Genomic DNA, 21,223 nt, shown 5'->3' with positions numbered 1-21,223 from the left:
GCAAAACCTGCATTTCCGCCATCCATGGCGGTCACAACAGCCCCCCCTTTATTTGTATTTGCCGGTAGCAAGCTCGCCGATCAAGGCGCTCGCATCCGGGACGTGGGGCCAGGCATGGGTGCCGTTATACAGCGTGTAAAGCCGCACGATGGTGCTCCCGGAGCATCCGGGGAAGTCATCTATGTTGAGGACGACCGGGTATCCCGTGGCAGGAGACCTCGTCTCGCTTGCCGGCGTGCGGCACTTATCCCGCAGTGCCCAATTCCATATGCCATTGGGGACCGCTTCTGCCCTGCCGGCGCCGTTTATCCCCGCGCGGCCGCCCGCGTATGAATTCACGGGATCCCTGGCATCGTGGAATTCGATGACCGTCACGGGCCGGGAGGGATGGCAATCGCTGCCGCTGGCCATGGTGCCGCCCACGGGCACGATGGCGGTGAATCGGTCTGCGAGGCGGCAGCCCAAGAGGTGCACCAGGTGGGCGCCGTTGGAGAAACCCGCGGCCACGACGTGTTGCCTGTCTATGCTGTATTCCGCCCCGAGCCGGTCGAGCAGCGCGGCGGTGAACGCCACATCGTCCACGCCAGCGGCGTCGGCCTCATCGGCGAGGCCGCCGGCCCAGACGGTGCTGATGCCGTCTGGATAGACGGCGATGAAGCCCTGCTCGTCTGCCACCGCATCGAGCCCGATCCTGCTTTCGATCTTGGCGCCACTGCCGCCGCTGCCGTGATAGACGATGACCAGGGGCAGCGGATGGCCCTGCCGGTAGCTGGGGGGCACGTGCACGTACCAAGTACGGTCGAAGCCGCCTGATTTAGCGGTCTCGGTGAATGTGCCGGCGTGGACGCTGCCCGCCACGAACGCGAGGATGAAGCCTATGAACCGCAGCATGGTGTGCCTTTCCCTAGCCCTTTCCGGCTCCGATTATGGCGCAGGAAACCCCCGGCTGGGGTGGCTGGGGGACTGCTGCAAGCCCCTGAGGGCGCGGGGGTTTCGAAACGCGTAACCTAGCGTCCATGACAGCACCCAAAGCCCTTACCGACACTTCCTTTAAAGACCTCGGTCTCTCGGAGCCCATTCTGAAAGCCCTGGCCGAGGTCGGCTACGAGACGCCCTCTCCCATTCAAGCCCGGACCATCCCCCATATCTTGGCCGGCACCGACGTGCTGGGGCAGGCGCAGACGGGCACGGGCAAGACGGCGGCTTTCGCCCTGCCTTTGCTCTCGAAGCTGGACCTGAAGAACGCCGCGCCCCAGGTGCTGGTGCTGACGCCGACCCGGGAGCTGGCGATCCAGGTGGCGGAGGCCTTCCAGCGCTACGCGGCGCACCTGAAGGGCTTCCACGTGCTGCCCATCTATGGCGGCCAGGACTACTACAGCCAGCTGCAGCAGCTGCGCCGCGGCCCGCACGTGGTGGTGGGCACGCCGGGGCGGGTGATGGACCACATCCGCAAGAACACGCTGCAGCTCACCTCGCTGCAGTGCCTGGTACTGGACGAGGCGGACGAGATGCTGCGCATGGGCTTCATCGACGACGTGGAATGGATCCTGGACCAGACGCCTTCGGAGCACCAGATCGCGCTGTTCTCGGCCACCATGCCGCCGACGATCCGCCGCATCGCGCAGAAGTACCTGAACGCGCCCGAGAGCATCAGCATCGAGAACCGCACCACCACGGCGGAGAACATCCGCCAGCGCTACTGGCTGGTGAGCGGCACCCACAAGCTGGACGCGCTGACGCGCATCCTGGAATCCGAGACTTTCGACGCGATGCTGATCTTCGTGCGCACCAAGACGGCGACGGTGGAGCTGGCGGAGCGGCTGGAGGCGCGCGGCTATGCCGCGGCGGCCTTGAGCGGCGACGTGGTGCAGAAGATGCGGGAGAAGACGGTGCAGCGCCTGAAGGACGGGAGCCTGGACATCCTGGTGGCGACGGACGTGGCGGCCCGCGGGCTGGACGTGGAGCGGGTGAGCCACGTGGTGAACTACGACATCCCCTATGACACGGAGGCTTACGTGCACCGCATCGGCCGCACCGGCCGGGCCGGGCGGGTGGGCGACGCGATCCTGTTCGTGGCGCCGCGGGAGCAGCGCATGCTGCGGGCGATCGAGCAGGCGACGCGCCAGCCGATCACGCAGATGTCGCTGCCGAGCACCGAGATCATCAACGACAAGCGCATCGCCAAGTTCCACCAGAAGATCACGGACACGCTGGCGGCCGGGGAGCTGCAGCTCTTCCAGGAGCTGATCGAGCGCTTCCAGCAGGCCCACAACGTGCCGGCCCTGGAGATCGCGGCGGCGCTGGCGAAGCTGGCGCAGGGCTCGACGCCTTTGCTGCTCAAGCCGCAGGTGGAGACGCCGGTTAGAGATGAACCCAGGGAGCGGCACCAGCGCCAGGGCTACGACAGCCCGCGGCCGGGCCGGGACCGCAGCCCCGGGGCTCGGGGCCCAAGGCGCCCGGCGCGGGATGAGGGTGTGCCTGAGACGGGCATGGAGACCTTCCGGCTGGAGGTGGGGCTCACCCACGGGGCGAAGCCGGGGAACATCGTGGGGGCCATCGCCAACGAGGCGGGCATCGAAGGGCGGCTGATCGGCCGCATCCGGCTCTACGACGAGTACAGCACGGTGGACCTGCCGGAGGGCATGCCGGCGGACATCTTCAACGGGCTCAAGAAGACGCGGGTGGCGGGACGGCCGCTGCAGATATCGCGCGTGGGCGAAGCCGGGGGCACGGGGGATATGTCGCGGGCGGCAGCGGCGGGTGCCGAGGCAGCGCCGGTGGTGAAACACCGCTCGAAGGAGAATCCGCCGGGCAGCAGCAGGCGGAACAAGAAGAACAAGAACAAGTTCAAGAAGCCCACGAAACCCGAGAAAGACTGAGGACCGGAGGCGCAGACGGGCTGGACCCCCTGCTTTCGCGGGGACGGCATTCACAGACGGTTACACGCTGTCACCTGGTTTGCGGTCAACTGACCCCCTCTTGAGGCCGTTAAAGCCTTCAGTCCCCTACCGTTCAAGGAGTCATCCATGAAGCTGAAATACATGTTCTTCGCGGCCCTCTTGGGTCTCGCCGGCTCGGCCTATGCCGCCACCCCCGCTCCCACCGCCGGCACGGGCATGGGCGCCGCCCGTGACCACCGCGGCATGGAGATGTGCAAGGAACACGCCCAGGAGTGCAAGGACGCGGCCGCCAAGTTCGACAAATGGTGCGCCGCGAACGCGGACAAGTGCGTGGCCCTGAAGGCCTGGGCCGAGAAGCACGTGGAGTACTGCTCGGCGCATGAGAAGGAGTGCGCGGAGCATATGCACAAGATGCATGAGCACATGAAGGAGTGGTGTGACAAGAATAAAGACAACGAGCATTGCCAGAAGATGAAGTCCCATGGGGATGAGGACATGGGCGGGGATGAGCCGCCGCCGAGATAAGTCCCAAGGTCGAGGACAGAAGCCGCTCCGGGGCAGGCCGGAGCGGCTTTTTTTATCGCTCTCTATGCAGGTCGTCCCCCCATATCTCCAGTCCCGCCGTATTGATGAGGATCAGCAGCGCGAAGACTTCTGCCCGGAGCACCTGCCCTGCCAGAGCCAACAGGGCCGCTGAGCCTTGCAGGAACAGGAACCCCGCGATGGCCTTCCAGGGCTGAGGCAATGGGAACCTGGCCTTGTGGGCGGGAAAGAGCCACCAGAGCAAGGCGAAGGCGGCCGGGGCGGCGATGCAGAGCACGAGCCGGCCGGCTTCGGCCTGCATGGCGTGATAGCCCCAATAGCCCATGGCGGCAAGGGCGCAGAGCTCCAGCATGAACCGCAGGGCGAGGTTGATGATCTTCATCGGCCGGATCTCCGTTTCGGAGGAAAGACGGCCGTGGATGAGGCTTTATTCCTCTTGCCTGGCGGCAGACAGCGCCCCGGCGAAGGTGTCGAAATAGTGCTCTTCGCCCAGCAGCTTCAGGACCCCCGCCCGCTCGAGCTTGCCGGCGACCCGCGGGTTGGCCTCGCAGAGCATGATGCGTACGCCGCGTGTCTTAAGGTTCTGCACCGCCTCTTCCAGTGCCTGCAGGCCGGTGATGTCCATGAACGGCACGCGCTTCAGCCTGATGATGAGGAGGCGCGGGTCGGTGTGGCTCGCGCCCAGGGCCTGCTCGAAGTTCTCCACGGCGCCGAAGAAGAACGGCCCTTCGATGGCGTAGACGAGCACGCCCTTGGGTAAGGTCTGTAGGCCCTGGGCGGCGAGCTCGGAGCCCAAGTCCCCGCCGTCCTGCTGCTGCACTTCCACGCTCTTGGCCATGCGCCGCATGAAGTGCAGGGTGGCGAGGATCACGCCGATGTTGACCGCCACCACCAGGTCCGTGAACACGGTGAGGCCGAAGGTGATCAGGAGGATGGCCACGTCCGCCCGCGGGGCGCGGCGCAGCATGTGCACGAAGTGCTTGGCCTCGCTCATGTTCCAGGCCACCAGGAACAGGATGGCGGCGAGCGCGCACACGGGCACGTTGAGCGCGAGGGGCGCCAGGAACAGGATCACCAGCAGCAGCGTGAACGCGTGGATGAGGCCCGAGAGCGGGCTGTTGCCGCCGGTGCGGATGTTGGTGGCGGTGCGGGCGATGGCGCCGGTGGCGGCGATGCCGCCGAAGAGTGGCGCGAGGACGTTCGCGAGACCCTGGCCGATGAGCTCCTGGTTGGAGTCGTGCTTGGTGCCCGCCATGCCGTCCGCCACCACGGCGGAGAGCAGGGATTCGATGGCACCCAGCATGGCGATGGCGAAGGCGGGGCCGATGAGTTCGAGCATGCGCGAGAAGCCGAGCTCGGGCAGGTGGAACGGCGGCAGGCCGGTGGGGATGCCGCCGAAGACGGTGCCGAGGGTGGCGACGCCGTCGAAGCGGAAATAACTTTGCGCGACGGTGGCCACCACCATGGCGATGAGCGGGCCCGGCACGCGGCGCACGCCGGGGAGCATGGAGGTGCCCACCACGATGAGCAGGCTCAGGAGCGCAAGGACGGTGGTGGCGGGATGGAAATGCGGCAGCACCTGCAGCAGGTGCCAGAGCTTCTCGTGGAAATGGGCGCCCACGACCTTGGGCAGGCCGAAGAAATCCCCCCACTGGCCGACGAAGATGATGACGCCGATGCCGGCGGTGAAGCCGACGATGACGGGATCGGGGATGTACTTGATGATGGATCCCAGGCGCGCGGCGCCGAGGGCGAGCAGGATGACGCCGGCCATGAGGGTGGCGGTCTGGAGGCCGTTCAGCCCGTACTTGGCGGTGATGCCGGAGAGGATGACGATGAACGCGCCGGTGGGACCGGCGATCTGCACGCGACTGCCGCCGAACAGCGAGACGACGGCGCCGGCGACGATGGCGGTGTAGATGCCCTGCTCGGGACGCGCGCCGCTGGCGATGGCGAAGGCCATGGCGAGCGGCAACGCGACCACGCCGACGATGAGGCCGGAGAGCACGTTGCGCAGCCAGTGGCGGGGGGCGAGCAGCCCGGCGCCGTAGGCCTGCCGGATGGCGATCATGGGACCTGTGTGACAAACGCCCGGTTGTGGGGCACTCAGGCGAGTATTATCATGCTATGTGCATAGCATGTAAATCGGATGCAATATGCCCCGGGAAAGCCGCACCGCCCGCCTGACGATCCTGATCGATCCGCGCAAGAAAGCCGCGTTCGAGGCCCTGTGCGCGGACGTGGACCTGACGCCCTCGCAAGTGGTGAGGAAGCTGATCAGGGATTACATCGAGTACCGTACGGGGAAGCCCTGGGAGCCGGAGGCAACGGGACGCAAGAAACGCTAAGAAAAAAGCCGCCCAATGGGCGGCTTTTTTATGACCTAAAGAAGCGTGGTGGCTTCGCCACCTTCCCCGCTTCGCTTTTTGCTGTGCTCCTGCTCCGCAAAAAGCCCAGCCCGCACATCCTGTGCGGTCGCTTGCGGCTGTGCCGCAAGCCCTGCTACGCGAGACGCCCAGCCCGGGCTTTCCCTGCCCGGTCGTTCGCAGCAGTGCTGCTCACCGAGAAAGAAGAAATGAAAAAGGGGAGCCGAGGCTCCCCTTCTTATTTGTGTCGCATCCGCTTACGGCTTGGCCAGGTTGAGATAGGCGAAGAGGCGCGTGCCGGCGAGCGCCTGTCTGAAGCGCGCCGGGTCCCGCGCCTGCAGGTCGCGGATGCCGAGGCCGGTCTCGTCCTGCTGACTGGCGTCGCGCCACACGAAGACGCCGATGCGGCGCGTGCCGCCCTGGCGCAGGGCGAGTTCGTAGTACCACTGGGCCGCTTGCCGCGCGGTGGCCACCAGCCTCACGTCGATCACTTCCTCCCAGCGCAGCTGCCAGGCGGGTTGCAGCGGCGCGAGGAACGCGAGCGGCCCGCCGAGCCAGCTCACGTAGCGGATGCCGTGCCGGTCCAGGATGAGGCGCTCATAGCGGCGGCATAGCAGGGCGTACACGAGAAGGACAAGGGCGAGGATCACGATGACATAGAGACGCGGGTCGGTGACGACCGAATGCCACCCGAACACGAGGTTGGGACGCCCGAGGCCGGCGTGCACCAGCACGATGATGGCGACCGGGGCCGCCAGGGCGAGCGACAGCAGCAGCAAGAGTCGACGGCGCCCGCGTGCGTCCACGATGCCGCCCACGCGGCGGCGGAACACCTGCTCACCCTGCCAGGCCACCGCCGGTGTCCCCTCGCTTGGGCCAGGCAGAGGTTCGGCACCGGCGGCAGGCCCGCGCTGCATCTGCACGATGAGTAGCGCCACCAACAGCAGCGGCAGCGCGGCGAGCAGGGCGACGAAGCTGTAGTCGAAGGCCGCGTCGTAGAGGCGCCGCTTCGCGGCGAAGCCGGAGAGCGCCGCGGCGAACTCGCCGGAGCCCAGGTCCGGCCGCGCCTGCCCGTCCAGCCCGTACACGTGCACGGCGTAGTGGGCCCGGTCCGCGGCGAGCACGGTGTCCGCCGTGGCGGCGAGGAAGAGCACGTCGGACCCCTCGGGCAGCTTGAGCAGCGCCGGCTTGCCGGCGACATCCACCCGGTAGAGCCAGCCGTTGCGGATGTGGTTGTCCGTGAGCAGCGCCCACTGCTGGCCCAGGCGGTCCGCCGCGAGGCCCACCGGGAAGCAGTGGGAGCCGGTTTTGGGCCAGCCGGGTACGGGCTGGGAGCTGCCGCCGGCGAACACGTCGTCCCTGACGGTGAGCCTGCGCAGGGCATGGTCGTTGGTGTCTGCCACGCGCACGGCGCCGGGGCCGGCGAGCTCGATCTGGTTGGGGAAGTCGAAACCGGCCTGCCGGGCCAGCACGCTGCCCTGCATGTCCAGGATCAGCAGGCGCTGGGCGGCGGTGTCGGCGACGTAGATGCGTCCAGCCGCCTCGTCCACCGCGAGCTTGAAGGTGCGGTCGGCGCGGAAGTAGCGGCCGCCCTGCCCACCCGTGAGCGGTGTGCAGCTGTAGTCCGCGAGGGAACAGCGCGTGAGGGGCACCGCGTCCGGCTGCTCGTCGCCGCTGGTGGGGATGCGCTGGTAGATGAGCACTTCCTTGCGCAGGCTGTCGGCCGGCTGCGCGCTGGCGGGCAGGACCAGGCTGCCGTCCGCCAGCACGGCGAAATCGCCGAAGAAGCCGGTGATGCCGAAGCGGCTCAGGGGGATGGAGCGGATGAAGCGCCCGTCCGGCGCCTCTATATAGAGGGTGTCGGCCAGCATGGCGTAGATGCGGCCGTCCGGCCCAACGTGGACCATGTCGAGCTGCGGCATGCCGTTGCGCTGGGCGTTGGCCCACAGGCGCAGCCCCACGAGGCCACAGATGGCGAGGATGCCCACGGCGGCGAGCACCGTGGTCAGGCGTTTGCGGTCCATGAGTTCCCCTTGAGGCGCGCTGCGTTATTTGACTTGAGCGTAGCGGAGCGGCGGCGGGCGTTCAACCGATGCGGGAATGGAAAGGGGAGCCGAAGCTCCCCTTTCTCTAAGACGGCGCGAGCTAAATCAGCCGCGCGAAGCGCGCTTCGCGGCTTTTTCAGCGCGCTTCTCCTTGAGGCTCTTCTGGGGCTTCTTCTTGTCTTCCTTCTTGCGTTCCATACCTTTGCTCATGACGTGCTCCTGATGATGGGGTGGAAAGCTGGGCTCAATCTTAACCAGTCGCGAGCCGCAGGGTCCAGAGGTCGCCGGCGAGCTTGGGGTCGGTGAGGTAACGGTAGGGCAGGAAGAAGTGCCCTTCCCTCCCCCAGTGCGGCCCCCAGGAGTTGCGCAGGATGAAGTGCCCGTGGGCATCGTCATAGCCCACGGCCATCACGGCGTGGTTGCCCAGGAACTTCTCGCCTTCCTTGGGGATGGGCATGGTGCAGGCCTTGGCGGCTTCCTTGGTCTCGGAGCTCTCATACACGCCGAAGGCCAGCACGAAGGCCTGGCGCGCAGCGAGGCAGCCCTTCATGTGGGCCAGGTCCTGGGGAACGCGTTCATAGACCATGTCCCGGTAGCGCACTGCGTCCCGGTAGCAGGGGTGCGGCGGCTCGACGTTGACCTTGGCGGCCTCGTAGGGCCAGTGGTGCTCGGGGCAGTCCCCGTGCTTGGCCAGTACCTTGATGGCCTCGCGCAGCGGCGCGCCGGCATCCTTATGGGCGGTGCCAAGGAGCCTGCGCTCGTTGTAGTAGATGAAAAGGCGCGAGGGGGTGAAGTCGGGAGCCAGGCCGTGGCGCTTGCGCTCGTATTGCACCGCCGCGGCGGCGGCGTTCGCGGTGCAGCTATGGAGCGGACGCTGGTCGTAGACCGGCGGGCAGTGGGGGCGCAGGTCCACGGAAGCGGGCAGGTCTTTCAGCCGGTGAGGCGGGAGGCTGAAGGCGCGGTCGCGGGGGTCGGGGGCGTCGCGGTGGGCGCCGAAGTGGCGAATGGATTCGGTCATGGAAACACTATAAAGGAACGCGGAAGTCAGATGCCTAGTTGTTGAGGGTCCACTCCATAGGCGCCGTTCTGCAGGCAACGGTCCACCCAGAACTGGCCGCTGTCGGACCAGGGATTGTCGTACATCATGTCCACCACCGCCGGATACTCCATGCGGCGCTTGTCCTCGTCCAGCACCAGGGCGAGGCGCGGACGCAGGCGCTGCTGGTTCTGGGCGAGCACCACGCCCACCGCGCCGGTGTTGAGCTCCACCACGGAGCCCGTGGGGAACGCGCCCACGAGCTGCATGAACTTCTCCACCACCTCGGGCTGGAACAGGGTGCCGCGCAGGCCGTAGACGTAGCGCACGGCCTCGTGGGGCGAGCGCTCGCCGGCATAGGGGCGGAAGCTCACCAGGGCGTCGTAGGTGTCCACGATACCGGCGATCTTGGCGAACACGGGGATGGCGGCGCCCTTCAGGCCGCCGGCGTAGCCGCTGCCGTCGAAGCGCTCGTGGTGGCACTTCACCATCTCCATGATACGCGGGGTGATGCCTTCCATGCCGCGCAGGATGGTGAGGCTGTGGGCCACGTGGGTGCGCTCGAGCTTGGTCTCCTCCTCCGTAAGCGGCATGGGCTTGAGCAGGAGGGTGAGCGGGAGCTGGGTCTTGCCCACGTCGAACAGCATGCAGCCCAGGCCCACCTCGTAGATCTCGTCTTGGTCCAGCCCCAGGTGCCGGGCGAAGGCGATACCCCAGATGGAGGCGTTGAGGGCGTGGCTGAAGATGTAGGAGTCGTGCTGCTTCATGCGGGTGAGCCAGACCAATGCGTCCGGGTTTCTCAGCATGCTGTCCAGCATGGTGCCGACGGTGAGGCGGGCGAGGTCGATGTCGAGCCGGCCGCTCTGCAGCATCTGGGTGAATATGGCCTTGGCGGCGGCGCTGGCTTCCCGGTGGATGGACTTGGCGCGCACGATCTCCTTCTCGGCCAGCGCGGTCACCGGGTAGCGCTCGACGTGGAGCTGGCGCGGCGCAGCGGGCTTGGCCTCCTCGCGGCGCGCGGCATCCACGAACACGTGTTCGCAGGTGCGCTGCAGTTCCTCGATGGCCTCCTGGTTCTGGACGAAGAACCCCTGGTACATGAAGCGGGTCTCCGTCCACGGGCGATCCAGACGATCGACGTACATGCCGATCTTCAGGTCGCCGACGGCCACTTTCATGAGCTTGCTGGATTCCACTCCCTACTCCACTCAAGACCGCACTCCCCTCTCAGGGGGATCGCCTGCGGCAACAGAGCCGGGCCGAGCACCGGCTCAAGCGAGGATGAGTCTGGACCCCTGCCGAACGGGGCGGCAAGGGCTGGGGCGTGGGGGAGATATGACAGCCGACGTAAGGCATGGCCTACGCACGGCGAGCTGCGCAGCAAACCGCCGCCTATTCAGCGGATTAGCGGAAACTTATGACACGAAACGAAAGCTTGCCCGGCCGCCGCGCAGGCGACGGCCGGGGCTCGGGTTCAGGCCTTGGCGCGGGGGGCCAGGGTGATGTTGCGCAGCGCCGGGCGCGTCATGCACAGGAGCGCGATGACGCTGAGCGCGGCGCCCGCACCCGTGAAGAGTTGCGTGAGCGAGATGACCTTGAGCAGGAGACCCGCGACGGCCGCCGAGAGCGGCCCCACGCCGAGGAAGGTGAAGAACAGGATGCTCATGGTGCGGCCCATCATGGCCTGGGGCACGCGCTGCTGGATCCAGCTCATGAGCGCCACCTGGCCGATGCCGGCGAAGCTGCCCACCACGGCGAGCAGGAGTGAGCCCACGAGCGTGGAGTGCACCTCGCCCATGAGCGCGAACAGGATGCCGGCGATGGTGTCGAGGCTGAGGATCATGAGCCCCAGGTGGCCGCGCGCCGCGCGCGTGACCAGCACCGAGAGGGCGTTGCCGGCGAGCATGCCCAACCCGTAGGACGTCATGAGGATGCCGAAGGCGGCGGCGCTGCTCAGGCGGTCGTCCGCCAGCACCGGCAGGCCCACCTGCACGGGACCGCCCACGAACAGCGAGACGATGCCCACGTAGGAGATGAACGCGCGCAGCTGCACGTCTGCCCACACGCCGGTGAAGCCCTTCCACACGTCCGCCAGGATGTGACCTTCCGCCTTGGGCGGGTGGTAGTCGCTGTGGACGCGGATCATCCAGAGCGAGACCAGCGAGAACAGGAAGCTCACGGTGTCGATGCTGAACGCGAGGCCCATGCCGCCGGCGTCCGCCAGGCGCTGGTCGGCGCTGGTGGTGATGTCCGCCGCCACCAGCAGGCCCGCGAGGATGGGGCCGACGATCATGGCCACCTGGCGCATGCCCATGATGACGCCGTTCGCCGCGTGCAGATGCGCCTTCTCCACGAGCTGCGGCAGGATGGCGCTGCCGGCCGGATACACGAACGCGGTGGACAGGCCGATGCCCAGGGAGATGGCGTACACCTCCCACATCTGGATCTTGCCTGTCACCACAAGCACGGCGAGCACCGCCACGAACGCGCAGTTGACGGCGCGGGACATGAGCAGGATGCGTCGCGGGGAGCTGCGGTCCACCACCGCGCCGCCCACGAACATGAACAGGGCGCGCGGCAGCGCCTGCAGGAGCGCGGTGAGGCCGACCGCCGCCGGGTCGTGGGTGAGCTTGAGCACGAGCCAGGGCAGCGCCACCAGGGTGAAGGTGTCGCCGATGGCGGAGATGCTGCTGCCGAAGAACAGCAGCACGAAGTCCCGGTTCGAGAACACCGAGGGACGCTTGGCGGCGGCGGGCTGGTTCATGGCGGGGTCCGGCATTCCTATATAAGGATGCGCATCATGCCCTAGCCTTAGGGTTTCCGCCTAGTGGCATTTGTCATGCCGCTAGCGACCCACCATGACGAAGGCACCCCAGTAGTAAGGCAGGTCGTGGCCGTAGCGCTGCTTCACCACGTCCCGCTCGGCGAGCTCCGCCTGGCGCAGGGCTTCGTGCTTCTCCATGCCGGAGAGCCAGTTCTTGTAGAAGAGCTGCATGAGCTCGCGGGTCTCCTGGTCCGGCACGGACCACATGCTCATGAGCACCGCCTGGGCGCCGGCTTCCTGGAGCGCGCGGTTGAGGCCGAACACGCCCTCGCCGCTCTGGCTGGTGCCAAGACCGGTGTCGCAGGCGGAGAGCACCACGAGCTCGGTGCCCTCCAGGTCCAGCTGCGTGGCCTCGTAGGCTGTAAGCACGCCGTCATCCGCCCCCTCCGGCGGCATGGCTCCGGAGAGGGTGTTGTCCGCGCCGGCGAAGTACAGGCCCGAGCGCAGCATGGGGTCTTCGCTCAGGACCTTCTGATCCGGCAGGAAGAAGCCGTGGGTGGCGAGGTGCAGCACCCGGGGATGGCGCACTTGCTTCACCGCTTCCTCCAGAGCCTGGTCGTCCCGGTAGAGCGTGGGCTGCCACCGGGCGCGGGTGAGTTCGGCGCCGATGCCGTCCACCTCCGCTGCCGCACCAGGTAGCGGACAGAGCACGCCGGTGTCCGGCAGTGGGCACTTGCCGACCTCTCCGCCGCGCACCGCGCGGGTGGGTTGCAGCGGGTCCATCGCATAGCGCGGCCCGGCTTGAGCGCCCTGGCCGAGCTTCTCCACTGCGGCGAGATAACTGCCGCCCTTGAGGGCGAAGTCCGGGCCGCCCATGAGCACCGCGTCGCGGGAGGCGGTGCTGGAAGCGGCGCGCAGCACGTCGCGGGTGCTGGGCACGAGCTCGAGGTCATAGCGTTCCAGCAGGAGGCGCCCCTGCCCGTCCGCGACGATGCCGAGGGAGGCCTGGTTCAGTACGCCGTCCGCGGCGAGGTACACGCGGGTGGCGCCGGCCAGGGCCGGTTCGAGCGGCTTCCAGAACGCGTCGTAGAAGGCGTGGCCGCCGGCCGCGCCGAACTTGCGGATGCGCGTGGCGTAGTCCGCCACCGGCGCGGCTTCCAGGTCCGTGGACTTGCCCAGCAGGATGAGCTGGGGCGCGGTGCGCGTCTCGCGCGTCACCACCAGCGCGACGTAGTAGTCCGCCCTCACCTCGGCCCAGCCCTCGCTGTAGGGGAAGCGCACCATCTCCACCGCCGCCTCGCCGGGCTTGAGTCCGTCCCGCACCTGTTCCCAGGTGACGGCCTGCAGGCGGCGGTCCTCCGACAGCGCTGCAGAACGTTGTGCAAGGGCCCGCTCCAGGTCCTCGGTGGCGGCCTGCTGCCGCTGCACCTCGGCCTGCCAGGCGGCGCGGTCCTCGCCGGGGGAGTTGAGCAGCGTGGCGAGCCTGGTCTTGCCGGCGGAGAGCTTGTCCAGCAGCGCGAGGGCCTCGGGGTCGCCGCTGGCGGCGATCTTGGCGCGCAGCGCCGCGATGCTGCCGCCCACCAGGCCTTTCTGCCAGAGCAGCACGTCGTACATGCGGCCGGCGAGCCCGGGGTCCTCGCCGTGGTACTTCACGCAGTAGCTGTAGTACTCGGGGAAGCGCTCGGCCACGTTGGCGAGGAACTGCAGGCGGTCCCGCTCGTTCATGTAGGGGAGCTGGGTCGCCATGGCCTGGTGCAGCCGCTCCAGCGATTCGCCGAAGAGGCGCCCGGCGCCGCGCCGGTCCCCCTGGGCGTAGTGCTCGACGCCCGCCATGAACGCGGCGGTGGTGGCGACATCGCTCGCCTCGCCGTTGGCCTTGCGGATCGCCGTGAGCGAGCTGTCGAACAGCGGCGCCGCCTCGGCGAAGCGGCTGCGCCGGCCGTAGAACTTGCCGAGGTTGATGCTCTGCTGGGCGGTGATGGTGTGGCCGGGCCCCAAGGTCTTGCGGTACACCGCCACGCTCTCCTTGTAGAGCTTCTCCGCTTCCGGATAGTGCTTTTCGTCTTCGGCGATCTCCGCCAGCACGTTGAGCCGGGCGGCTACGTCCGGGTGGTCGTGGCCCTCGGTCTTCACCGACATGGCGAGCGCGCGCTGGGCGAGGTCGCGGGCCTTGGCGTAGTCGCGCTCGTGGGCGTAGAGCACCGCGAGGTTGCTGAGGGCGATGGCGATGTTGGGGTGGTCCGGCGGGTAGATCTTCTGGAACACGGCGGTGGCGCGCTCCATGAGCGGGATCGCGTCCGCGAAGCGGCCCATGTCCCGGTACAGCACCGCCATGTTGTTGAGGTCGTAGGCGGTCTGCATGTTGTCCGGGCCGAGCAGCTTCTCGTCCAGCGCCAGGGCCTTGCGGTAGAGCGCCTCGGAGCGGGCGTAGTCGCCCAGGTAGTCGTAGGTGCCGGCGAGGTTGCCGGACACCTGGCTGACGTTGCCGTTCTCCTCGCCCTGCACCTTTATATAGGTGGCGATGGAGCGCTGGTAGAGCGGCACCGACTTCGCATACACGCCCATGTTGTCGTAGCAGCGGGCCAGGTCGTTGAGCGCGTTGGCGACGTCCACGCTGTCCGGCCCCAGGCTCTGCTCGTCTATCTTGAGCGCGCGCTGGAACAGCGCCAGCGCCTCCTCGTTGCGGCCCTCGTTGAGGTTGACGTTGCCGAGGTAGTCCAGCGCGTAGGCCAGCGTCGGGGTCGCGGGCTTGCCGGGCTGGTCAAGGATCTTGAGGGCGCGGTCCAACGACTTGCCCGCGGAGTCGTTGTCGCCGTTCACGAGGAACAGAAGGCCCTGGCCCGTGAGGGTCTCGGCCAGGTCTTCCCTGCCCTCCTCGCCCGGCAGTTGCTCCTGCACCGCGAGTGCGCGCTTGTAGTCCGCGTCCGCCGCGTCCATGTCCCCCAGGTTGTACTCGGCCATGGCGAGGTCGCCGCGGGTGCGGGCGGTCTCGGCGGCATCCGCCGCCGGCAGCTTCTCCAGGATCGCGAGCGCGGCCTTGAGGTCCCTCGCCGACTCGTCCCACTTGGCCTGGGCGCCTTCGCTCGCGGCGACCTGCCTGAGCGCCTGCGCCGCCTCGAGGCTCTCTGCGCCGTGCTGCCGGGCGGCGAGGTCCAGGGCCATGCGCAGATGCGCTTCCGCTTCTGAGCCGAGCCCCGAGCGGGCCTCGACGCTGCCGAGGTCCAAGAGCGCCTGCATCATCCCGGGGGAATCGGCGGGCAGGCCCGCCTGGGCGGCGGCGTATTCCTGGCGCGCCGCGGCGAGGGCGTGGACGTAATCCGCCTTGCGCTCGTAAGCCTCACGCTCGGCGGCGCGGGCTTTCCAGTCCGGCGCCGCGGCGGGCGGCGCGGACGCACAGGCGGACAGGGACAGCAGAAGGACGACGGACGCGTGACGGATGCGCATACCCCCTCCTCGTTCTCGTTATATCAACGGCCCACCATGACGAAGGCGCCCCAGTAGTAAGGCAGGTCGTGGCCGTAGCGCTGCTTCACCACGTCCCGCTCGGCGAGCTCCGCCTGGCGCAGGGCCTCGTGCTTCTCCATGCCACCGAGCCAGTTCTTGTAGAAGAGCTGCATGAGCTCGCGGGTCTCCTGGTCCGGCACGGACCACATGCTCATGAGCACCGCCTGGGCGCCGGCTTCCTGCAGCGCGCGGTTAAGCCCGAACACGCCCTCGCCGCTCTGGCTGCTGCCGAGGCCCGTGTCGCAGGCGGAGAGCACCACGAGCTCGGTGCCCTCCAGGTCCAGCTGCGTGGCCTCGTAGGCTGTAAGCACACCGTCGTCCGCCCCCTCCGGCGGCATGGCTCCGGAGAGGGTGTTGTCCGCGCCGGCGAAGTAGAGGCCCGAGCGCAGCATGGGGTCTTCGCTCAGGACCTTCTGGTCCGGCAGGAAGAAGCCGTGGGTGGCGAGGTGCAGCACCCGCGGATGGCGCACTTGCTTCACCGCTTCCTCCAGAGCCTGGTCGTCCCGGTAGAGCGTGGGCTGCCACCGGGCGCGGGTGAGTTCGGCGCCGATGCCGTCCACCTCCGCTGCCGCGCCGGGTAGCGGACACAGCACGCCGGTGTCCGGCAGTGGGCATTTACCGGCAGCATCCCGCGCCATGGCGAGATCGGGATCGGGGCTGCCGCGCTGGGCCAGTTTCTGCCCGTGCGCGGAGTTCGCATCCAGGCCGGCCACCGCCGCGAGGTACTGCCCCGGCGGCAGATCGAAATGCGGCCCGCCCACCAGCACCGCCGTGGCGGCGCCGCCCGCATAGGCCGGGCGCAGGAGGTCGCGGCTGCTGGTGACGAGGCGCAGGTCATAGCGCTCCATGAGCAGCCGGCCCTGGCCGTCCGCGACGATGCCGAGCGAGGCCTGGTTGAGCATGCCGTCCGCCGCGAGGTAGACGCGCGTGGCCTTGCCGAGCGCCGCCTCCAGGGGCCGCCAGAAAGCGCCATAGAAAGCGGTGCCGCCCGCTGCGCCGAACTTGCGGATGCGCGCCGCGTAGTCCGCCACGGGCGCGGACTCGAGATCCCTGGACTTGCCGAGCACCACGAACTGCGGCCCGCGGCTCCGGGGTGTGAGCACGAGAGCGACATAGTAATAGTCGTCGGTGAAGCGCTGCCCATCCTCGAACTGGAAGTGCACCATCTCCACCGCGGCCTCGCCGGGCTTCAGCGCCTTCTGCACGTCGCGCCAGGTGACGGCTTGCAGCTTGCGGTCCTGCGCCAGGGCGCCGGAACGGCTGAGCAGCCGCCGCTCCAGGTCGTCCGCATCCTTCTGCTGCTGGTCCACCGCCTTCTGCCAGGCGGCCCGGTCCCCGTCCGGGTTGTTGATGAGGTTGGCCAGCCGGGTCTTGCTGGCGGAGAGCTTCTCCAGGAGGTCCAGCGCCTCGGGGTCGCCGCTGGCGGCGATCTTGGCGCGCAGCGCCGCGATGCTGTTGCCGACGAGACCCTTCTGCCAGAGCAGCACGTCGTACATCTTGCCGGCGAGCTCCGGGCGCGCCGCGTGGTTCTTGAGGCAGAAGCTGTAGTAGATCTGGAAGTCGCCGTGGCTGCGGGCGAAGTACTGCAGGCGGTCCTGCTCGTTCATGTAGGCGAACTGCTCCTCGTAGATGCTGTGGAGCAGGCCCAGGGACTCATCGAACAGCGCGCCCGCCTTGGCGGGATCACGGCCTTCCGCGTACTGCTCACCGGCGTAGTTGGTGAGCGTCTCCTGCACGCGCGGGTGGCGCGGCCCATAGGCCTTGCGCAGCACCGCAAGTGCCTGGGGAAAGAGCTTGTCAGCCTGGGCGAACTTGCCCTCCCGGTCATACAGGTTGGCGAGATTGTTGATGCCCTCGCCGGTGAGCGGATGGCCCGGGCCCAGGGCCTTGCGCACGATTTCATAGGCCTTGATGTACAGCGGCTCCGCCTCGGCATAGCGCCCCTGGCCTTCGTACACCTGGGCGAGGCTGTTGTAGGCAGTGCTCACCTGCGGGTTGTCCGGCCCCAACGCCTTCACGCCCATCTCCAGCGAGCGCTTGGCGTAGGGCTCGGCCTTGGCGAAGTCCCGCTGCTCGACGTACAGCACCGAGAGGTTGTTGAGGATGACGGCGATGTTCGGGTGGTCCGGCGGCAGACGCCGCTGGAAGATGTCCAGGGCCTTGAGCATCAGCGGCTCCGCTTCCGCGTAGCGGCCGAGCTCCCGGTACTGCTGCGCCAGGTTGTTGTAGTCGTAGGCGGCGTTGATGCGGTCCGCGGTCCAGCCGGCCTCGTCGATGGCGATGGCGCGCTTGAAGTTGGCCTCCGCCTCGCGGAACTTGCCGGCGGTGCTCTGCATTTGCGCCAGGTTGTCCATGACGCTGGCGAGGTTGATGTTCTGCCCGCCCATGGCGCGCCGGTAGGCGGCGATGGAGCGGTTGTAGTAGTCCTCCGCCTCGGCGTAGCGCCCCTCGTCGTCGAAGGCGCGGGCGATGTCGTTGAGCGCGTTCGCCACCTCCTGGTGGTCCGGCCCGTACACGCGGGTGAATATCCCGAGGGCGCGGCGGAACTTGGGCTCTGCGTCGGGATACGCACCGCTGTCCAGGTCCACATTGCCCGAGAGGTCGAGCGCGTAGGCGAGCTCCGGGCGCTCCAGCCCGCCGGGGACGTCGAGGATGCCGAGGGAGCGCTTGAGGAGCTTGGCGGCGGTCTCGTCATCGCCGTTCATGATGGCGAGGAAGGCGGCCTGGTTGAGGGCATGGGCGAGGTCGATCTGGCGCGGCCCCGGCATCTTCTCGCGGATGGCCAGGGCCCGGTCCATGAGCCCCTGGGCCGCTTCCAGCTCGTTGTAGTCCGCGAGGCAGCGGGCGTAGTCGGTGAGGGTGACCGCGAGCACGTCGTCCGGCGCGCCCGCCTTCTCCTGGGCCTCGAGCGCCGCCTTGAAGTCGGCCACCGCCGAAGGCAGGTCCGCTTGCAGGTATTCGTCCCGCGCCAGCGCGGCCAGGCTCTCGGCGGCCTCGGCGCTCTGCGCGCCGAAGGCGGCGCGGCGGATCTCCAGCGCCCGGCGGTAATGCGCCGCGGCATCGGCGTAGGCGCCGGATTCCCGCTCCACGTAGGCGAGGTCCATGAGCGCGCCGGCGAGCTCCGGGGACGCCGGCGGCAGCGCCTGCTCCGCACCGGCCCGTTCGCGCCGCGCCGGCGCCAGGGCTTCCCGGTAATGGGCCGCGGAGCCCAGGTCATACACCTGGATGCGCTCGGCCTGCCAGTCCACGGGCTTGGGCGCGTCCGCGGCGCAGCCGCAGAGGATGAGGAAAAAGGCGGCAGACAGGGCGCGCATGGATGACTCCGGCGGGGGACGCGGATGGGCTAGGGCGTGGTGCCGGCGCGCAACTGCTCCGCGTGCTCGAAGTCCTGGTCCGCGTCCTTGCGCGTCACCGGCAACTGCGCGAACAGGGTGCCGCGCGCATCGTACAGTTCCGCCTTGGCCGGGTACTTGTGCATGAGCGCGAGGTAGGCGCCCACCGCGTCGTACCACAGGCGCGCGTCGGTGTAGGCCCGGGCACGAGCGAGCTCGGCGTCGTAGCCCTCGCCGCTGCCCGCCGCCGCGAGCTTCTGCTCGACGGCCGCGCGCTGCTCGCCGGACACCACCACGAAGCCCACCGGCTCCGACTGCTGGCTGCCGGACATGCTGGGCGGCGTCTCCACGGTCCAGAAGTAGGTCTTGCCCGGCACCAGCGCCGTCGCGCCGGCGGGATAGCGGAAGCGGTAGCCCTTCACGTCGCCGCGGTAGACGGCGTTCTGGGCGTCGTCCCACAGGGTGAACACGTACTGGCCGGCGCCGGTCGCGCCGTTCCAGCAGAACTCGGGAGTGAGGCCGTAGACCTTGCCGAGGCGCGGCGCCAGCGCCACCGGCGCGGTGCCGAGGTCGCGGGAGGCGCCCGCCGCCATGCTCTGCTTCTTGAGCGCGTCCTTGTCGAGGAGGTCGAATCCGGCGAGCACCGTCACCACCCGCGGCTTCTTCACGGGCGCGGCCTTGGCGGGCTTGGCCGCGGCCGGCGGCGCGGCGGTGGACGCGGGTGGCGTACCGGCCAGTGCCACGGGCAGGTAAAGGCTCAGGGACAGCAACGCGATGCGCAGGGCCATGGTCATCCCCTCCACGTCTAGGTATCTCTCTTGATCTCCCCCTCGACAGTATAGACCCGGACGCTGCCCTCGAAACCGCGTACCTGGGTCTCCCCCAGGTCGCGGGTCCTGAAGCGCCCGCGCACCAGGAACTCGGTGTCGGCGGTCATGATCACCGGCACGTGGAACTCCTTGGTGAGGCTCTCCAGGCGCGAGGCCAGGTTCACTGCCGCGCCGATCACCGAGTACTCGACGCGGGTGTCGGAGCCCACGTTGCCGGCCGTCACCTTGCCGCTGTGGATGCCGATGCCGATGCTGACCTCGGGGTAGCGGGGGTCGCCGCGGTGGCGGCGGTTCCACTCCTCCACCCGCTGGAGCATGTCGAGCGCGGTCTGCAGCGCGTGCACCGCGTCCTCCGCCGGCCCGCCGCTCAGCGGCACGCCGAACAGCACCATGATGCCGTCGCCGATGAACTTGTTGAGGAAGCCGTGGTGCGCCTCGATCACCGCGCTCATCTCGGTGAGGTAGCCGTTCAGCCACAGCAGCACCTCGCCGGGCGGCTTGCCGGCGGTGATGGCGGTGAAGTTGCGGATGTCGGTGAACATCACAGTGGCGTAGCGCTCCTCGCCGGCCAGCGTGATCTCGGCGCGCCGCGACCAGATCTCGGCCGCCACCTGCGGCGACACGTAGCGCGAGAACAGGCCCATGAGCTCGTGGCGCTCGCGCTCGGCGCGGCCCTTGAGCCAACGTTCCTCCACGAAGCGGTAGCCGAAACCCGCAGGCAGGCTGAGCAGGAGGCCGAGCTCGCAGAGCATGAAAGGCTGCCAGAGCTGGCGGTGCCCGAACAGCCAGCCGGCGATGAAGGCCGCCGCCAGCATCAGCAGCAGCACGGCCGGCAGGCTCCAGCGCGGCGCGGCGAACAGGATCAGGAACAGGGCCAGCGCCATGTAGGCGCCGGCCAACACGAAACTCGAAATGGTGGTAATCGGCCGGATCGCGCCGCCCTCGAGCAGCGTCTGCAGCGCGGCCGCGTGCACCAGCGTGCCCGGCATCTGCAGCCGGCTGCCGTCGGGCCGGCGGAAGCGGAACTGGGGGGTGAAGTGCAGGTCGTTGCCGGCGGCGCTGCTCTGGCCGATGAGCACCACGCGGCCGGTGAAGGTGCCGGCAGGCACGCGCCCGGCCAGCACCTCGCCGGCGGGGATCACCCGCGGCAACCCGCTGGGCCAGCCGATGAGCGCGGTGCGCAGGCTGCTGCCATCCAGCGCGATGCGCCGCCCGCCCAGGCACACGTCCGTGCCGCAGGGCGTGAGCGGCAGGCGCAGGCGGTTGCTGGCGAGCACCACCGGGAACGGCAGCGCCGGGTAGCCGCGCGGCGGCAGCAGGAACATGCGCCGCACGAAGCCGTCGTCATCCACCGGCATGTTGATGAAGCCGGCGGCGAGCGCCGCGCCCTCCTTGCAGCTGGAGGGGTTGGCCGCGTCCAGCACGCAGTACTCGGGCAGGGGCTCGCTGGCGGGGATGTCGTCGCTGCCGAGCTGGGCCGCCACCACCACGTCGCCTGCCCCGGCCATGGCCGCGGCGAGGCGCTTGTCCTCCTCCGCGCCGCGGCGCTCCGAGAGCAGGAGGTCGAAGCCGATGAGGTCGGGACGGTCCGCCGCCACCTTCTGCAGCACCTCCGCCACGGTGCCGCGCGGCACCGGGTAGCGTCGCAGCTTCTGCAGCAGCGCGTTGTCGAAGTCCACCACCAGGATGTCGGGGTCGGCCGGGGTGCGCACGGCGGCGTGCACCAGGAGGTCGTAGCCCCAGGCCTCGAAGTCCTGCACTACCGGCGCGCGCGCGAACAACACGAGCAGCAACACCAGTAACGGTACCGCCGCCGCCAGGAACAGGTACTTGAGGTAGCCCTGCAAGGGAGCCATGCCGCGCTTCGCCGCTGCAAAGACCGCACCATTATGCGGGAGGCGGG

14 protein-coding genes are annotated in these 21,223 nt (G+C 68.7%); 3 read left to right on the top strand and 11 right to left on the bottom strand.

The window, feature by feature from the left end; all coding sequences use genetic code 11:
• Nucleotides 1-48 precede the first annotated feature (48 nt).
• On the bottom strand, nucleotides 49-891 hold the full coding sequence (locus VF651_03965) for a PHB depolymerase family esterase (protein ID HEX7964854.1): 843 nt from the start codon (nucleotides 889-891) through the stop codon (nucleotides 49-51).
• A gap of 125 nt (nucleotides 892-1,016) precedes the next feature.
• On the opposite strand from VF651_03965, the gene VF651_03960 reads away from it, so the two are divergent.
• Nucleotides 1,017-2,879 (top strand): DEAD/DEAH box helicase, encoded by a 1,863-nt coding sequence (locus tag VF651_03960; GenBank protein HEX7964853.1) that lies wholly within the window; start codon nucleotides 1,017-1,019, stop codon nucleotides 2,877-2,879.
• Between the two features lie 147 nt (nucleotides 2,880-3,026).
• Nucleotides 3,027-3,425, top strand: a complete 399-nt coding sequence (locus VF651_03955) for a hypothetical protein (GenBank protein ID HEX7964852.1) — start codon at nucleotides 3,027-3,029, stop codon at nucleotides 3,423-3,425.
• A 52-nt stretch (nucleotides 3,426-3,477) separates the two neighbouring features.
• On the opposite strand, the gene VF651_03950 is transcribed toward VF651_03955, so the two are convergent.
• On the bottom strand, nucleotides 3,478-3,825 hold the full coding sequence (locus tag VF651_03950) for a YrdB family protein (protein HEX7964851.1): 348 nt from the start codon (nucleotides 3,823-3,825) through the stop codon (nucleotides 3,478-3,480).
• A gap of 45 nt (nucleotides 3,826-3,870) precedes the next feature.
• Entirely contained in the window at nucleotides 3,871-5,514 is a 1,644-nt protein-coding gene (gene sulP, locus VF651_03945) for a sulfate permease (GenBank protein ID HEX7964850.1), read from the bottom strand.
• 85 nt (nucleotides 5,515-5,599) lie between these two features.
• Between sulP and VF651_03940 the strand changes: the two genes are divergently transcribed.
• Nucleotides 5,600-5,791, top strand: coding sequence for a CopG family transcriptional regulator (locus VF651_03940; GenBank protein ID HEX7964849.1), 192 nt, complete (start codon nucleotides 5,600-5,602; stop codon nucleotides 5,789-5,791).
• A gap of 275 nt (nucleotides 5,792-6,066) precedes the next feature.
• Here VF651_03940 and VF651_03935 read toward each other — a convergent pair whose 3' ends face one another.
• The 8 genes from VF651_03935 to VF651_03900 form a co-directional block, all read right to left on the bottom strand.
• On the bottom strand, nucleotides 6,067-7,833 hold the full coding sequence (locus VF651_03935) for a hypothetical protein (GenBank protein ID HEX7964848.1): 1,767 nt from the start codon (nucleotides 7,831-7,833) through the stop codon (nucleotides 6,067-6,069).
• A 271-nt stretch (nucleotides 7,834-8,104) separates the two neighbouring features.
• Nucleotides 8,105-8,872, bottom strand: coding sequence for a C1 family peptidase (locus VF651_03930; protein ID HEX7964847.1), 768 nt, complete (start codon nucleotides 8,870-8,872; stop codon nucleotides 8,105-8,107).
• Nucleotides 8,873-8,898: 26 nt separating this feature from the next.
• Entirely contained in the window at nucleotides 8,899-10,086 is a 1,188-nt protein-coding gene (locus VF651_03925) for an HD domain-containing phosphohydrolase (protein HEX7964846.1), read from the bottom strand.
• A 278-nt stretch (nucleotides 10,087-10,364) separates the two neighbouring features.
• Nucleotides 10,365-11,654, bottom strand: coding sequence for an MFS transporter (locus VF651_03920; GenBank protein HEX7964845.1), 1,290 nt, complete (start codon nucleotides 11,652-11,654; stop codon nucleotides 10,365-10,367).
• Between the two features lie 81 nt (nucleotides 11,655-11,735).
• Nucleotides 11,736-15,098 (bottom strand): CHAT domain-containing tetratricopeptide repeat protein, encoded by a 3,363-nt coding sequence (locus VF651_03915; protein ID HEX7964844.1) that lies wholly within the window; start codon nucleotides 15,096-15,098, stop codon nucleotides 11,736-11,738.
• A gap of 23 nt (nucleotides 15,099-15,121) precedes the next feature.
• Nucleotides 15,122-18,472 (bottom strand): CHAT domain-containing tetratricopeptide repeat protein, encoded by a 3,351-nt coding sequence (locus VF651_03910; protein ID HEX7964843.1) that lies wholly within the window; start codon nucleotides 18,470-18,472, stop codon nucleotides 15,122-15,124.
• A 29-nt stretch (nucleotides 18,473-18,501) separates the two neighbouring features.
• Complete coding sequence (locus VF651_03905; protein ID HEX7964842.1) at nucleotides 18,502-19,278, bottom strand: DUF928 domain-containing protein; 777 nt, start codon at nucleotides 19,276-19,278, stop codon at nucleotides 18,502-18,504.
• 17 nt (nucleotides 19,279-19,295) lie between these two features.
• Complete coding sequence (locus tag VF651_03900) at nucleotides 19,296-21,176, bottom strand: adenylate/guanylate cyclase domain-containing protein (GenBank protein HEX7964841.1); 1,881 nt, start codon at nucleotides 21,174-21,176, stop codon at nucleotides 19,296-19,298.
• Nucleotides 21,177-21,223 lie beyond the last annotated feature (47 nt).

The organism is Gammaproteobacteria bacterium (assembly GCA_036383255.1).
Lineage (GTDB): Bacteria > Pseudomonadota > Gammaproteobacteria > Natronospirales > REEB76 > DASUBN01.
This window is presented reverse-complemented; position numbering and strand designations above follow the sequence as displayed.

What these genes read in the sequence shown, in the direction of transcription:
- VF651_03965 (HEX7964854.1), bottom strand. Translation starts at nt 891, where the DNA reads ATGCTGCGGTTCATAGGCTTCATCCTCGCGTTCGTGGCGGGCAGCGTC.
- VF651_03960 (HEX7964853.1), top strand. Translation starts at nt 1,017, where the DNA reads ATGACAGCACCCAAAGCCCTTACCGACACTTCCTTTAAAGACCTCGGT.
- VF651_03955 (HEX7964852.1), top strand. Translation starts at nt 3,027, where the DNA reads ATGAAGCTGAAATACATGTTCTTCGCGGCCCTCTTGGGTCTCGCCGGC.
- VF651_03950 (HEX7964851.1), bottom strand. Translation starts at nt 3,825, where the DNA reads ATGAAGATCATCAACCTCGCCCTGCGGTTCATGCTGGAGCTCTGCGCC.
- sulP (HEX7964850.1), bottom strand. Translation starts at nt 5,514, where the DNA reads ATGATCGCCATCCGGCAGGCCTACGGCGCCGGGCTGCTCGCCCCCCGC.
- VF651_03940 (HEX7964849.1), top strand. Translation starts at nt 5,600, where the DNA reads ATGCCCCGGGAAAGCCGCACCGCCCGCCTGACGATCCTGATCGATCCG.
- VF651_03935 (HEX7964848.1), bottom strand. Translation starts at nt 7,833, where the DNA reads ATGGACCGCAAACGCCTGACCACGGTGCTCGCCGCCGTGGGCATCCTC.
- VF651_03930 (HEX7964847.1), bottom strand. Translation starts at nt 8,872, where the DNA reads ATGACCGAATCCATTCGCCACTTCGGCGCCCACCGCGACGCCCCCGAC.
- VF651_03920 (HEX7964845.1), bottom strand. Translation starts at nt 11,654, where the DNA reads ATGAACCAGCCCGCCGCCGCCAAGCGTCCCTCGGTGTTCTCGAACCGG.
- VF651_03915 (HEX7964844.1), bottom strand. Translation starts at nt 15,098, where the DNA reads ATGCGCATCCGTCACGCGTCCGTCGTCCTTCTGCTGTCCCTGTCCGCC.
- VF651_03910 (HEX7964843.1), bottom strand. Translation starts at nt 18,472, where the DNA reads ATGCGCGCCCTGTCTGCCGCCTTTTTCCTCATCCTCTGCGGCTGCGCC.
- VF651_03905 (HEX7964842.1), bottom strand. Translation starts at nt 19,278, where the DNA reads ATGGCCCTGCGCATCGCGTTGCTGTCCCTGAGCCTTTACCTGCCCGTG.
- VF651_03900 (HEX7964841.1), bottom strand. Translation starts at nt 21,176, where the DNA reads ATGGCTCCCTTGCAGGGCTACCTCAAGTACCTGTTCCTGGCGGCGGCG.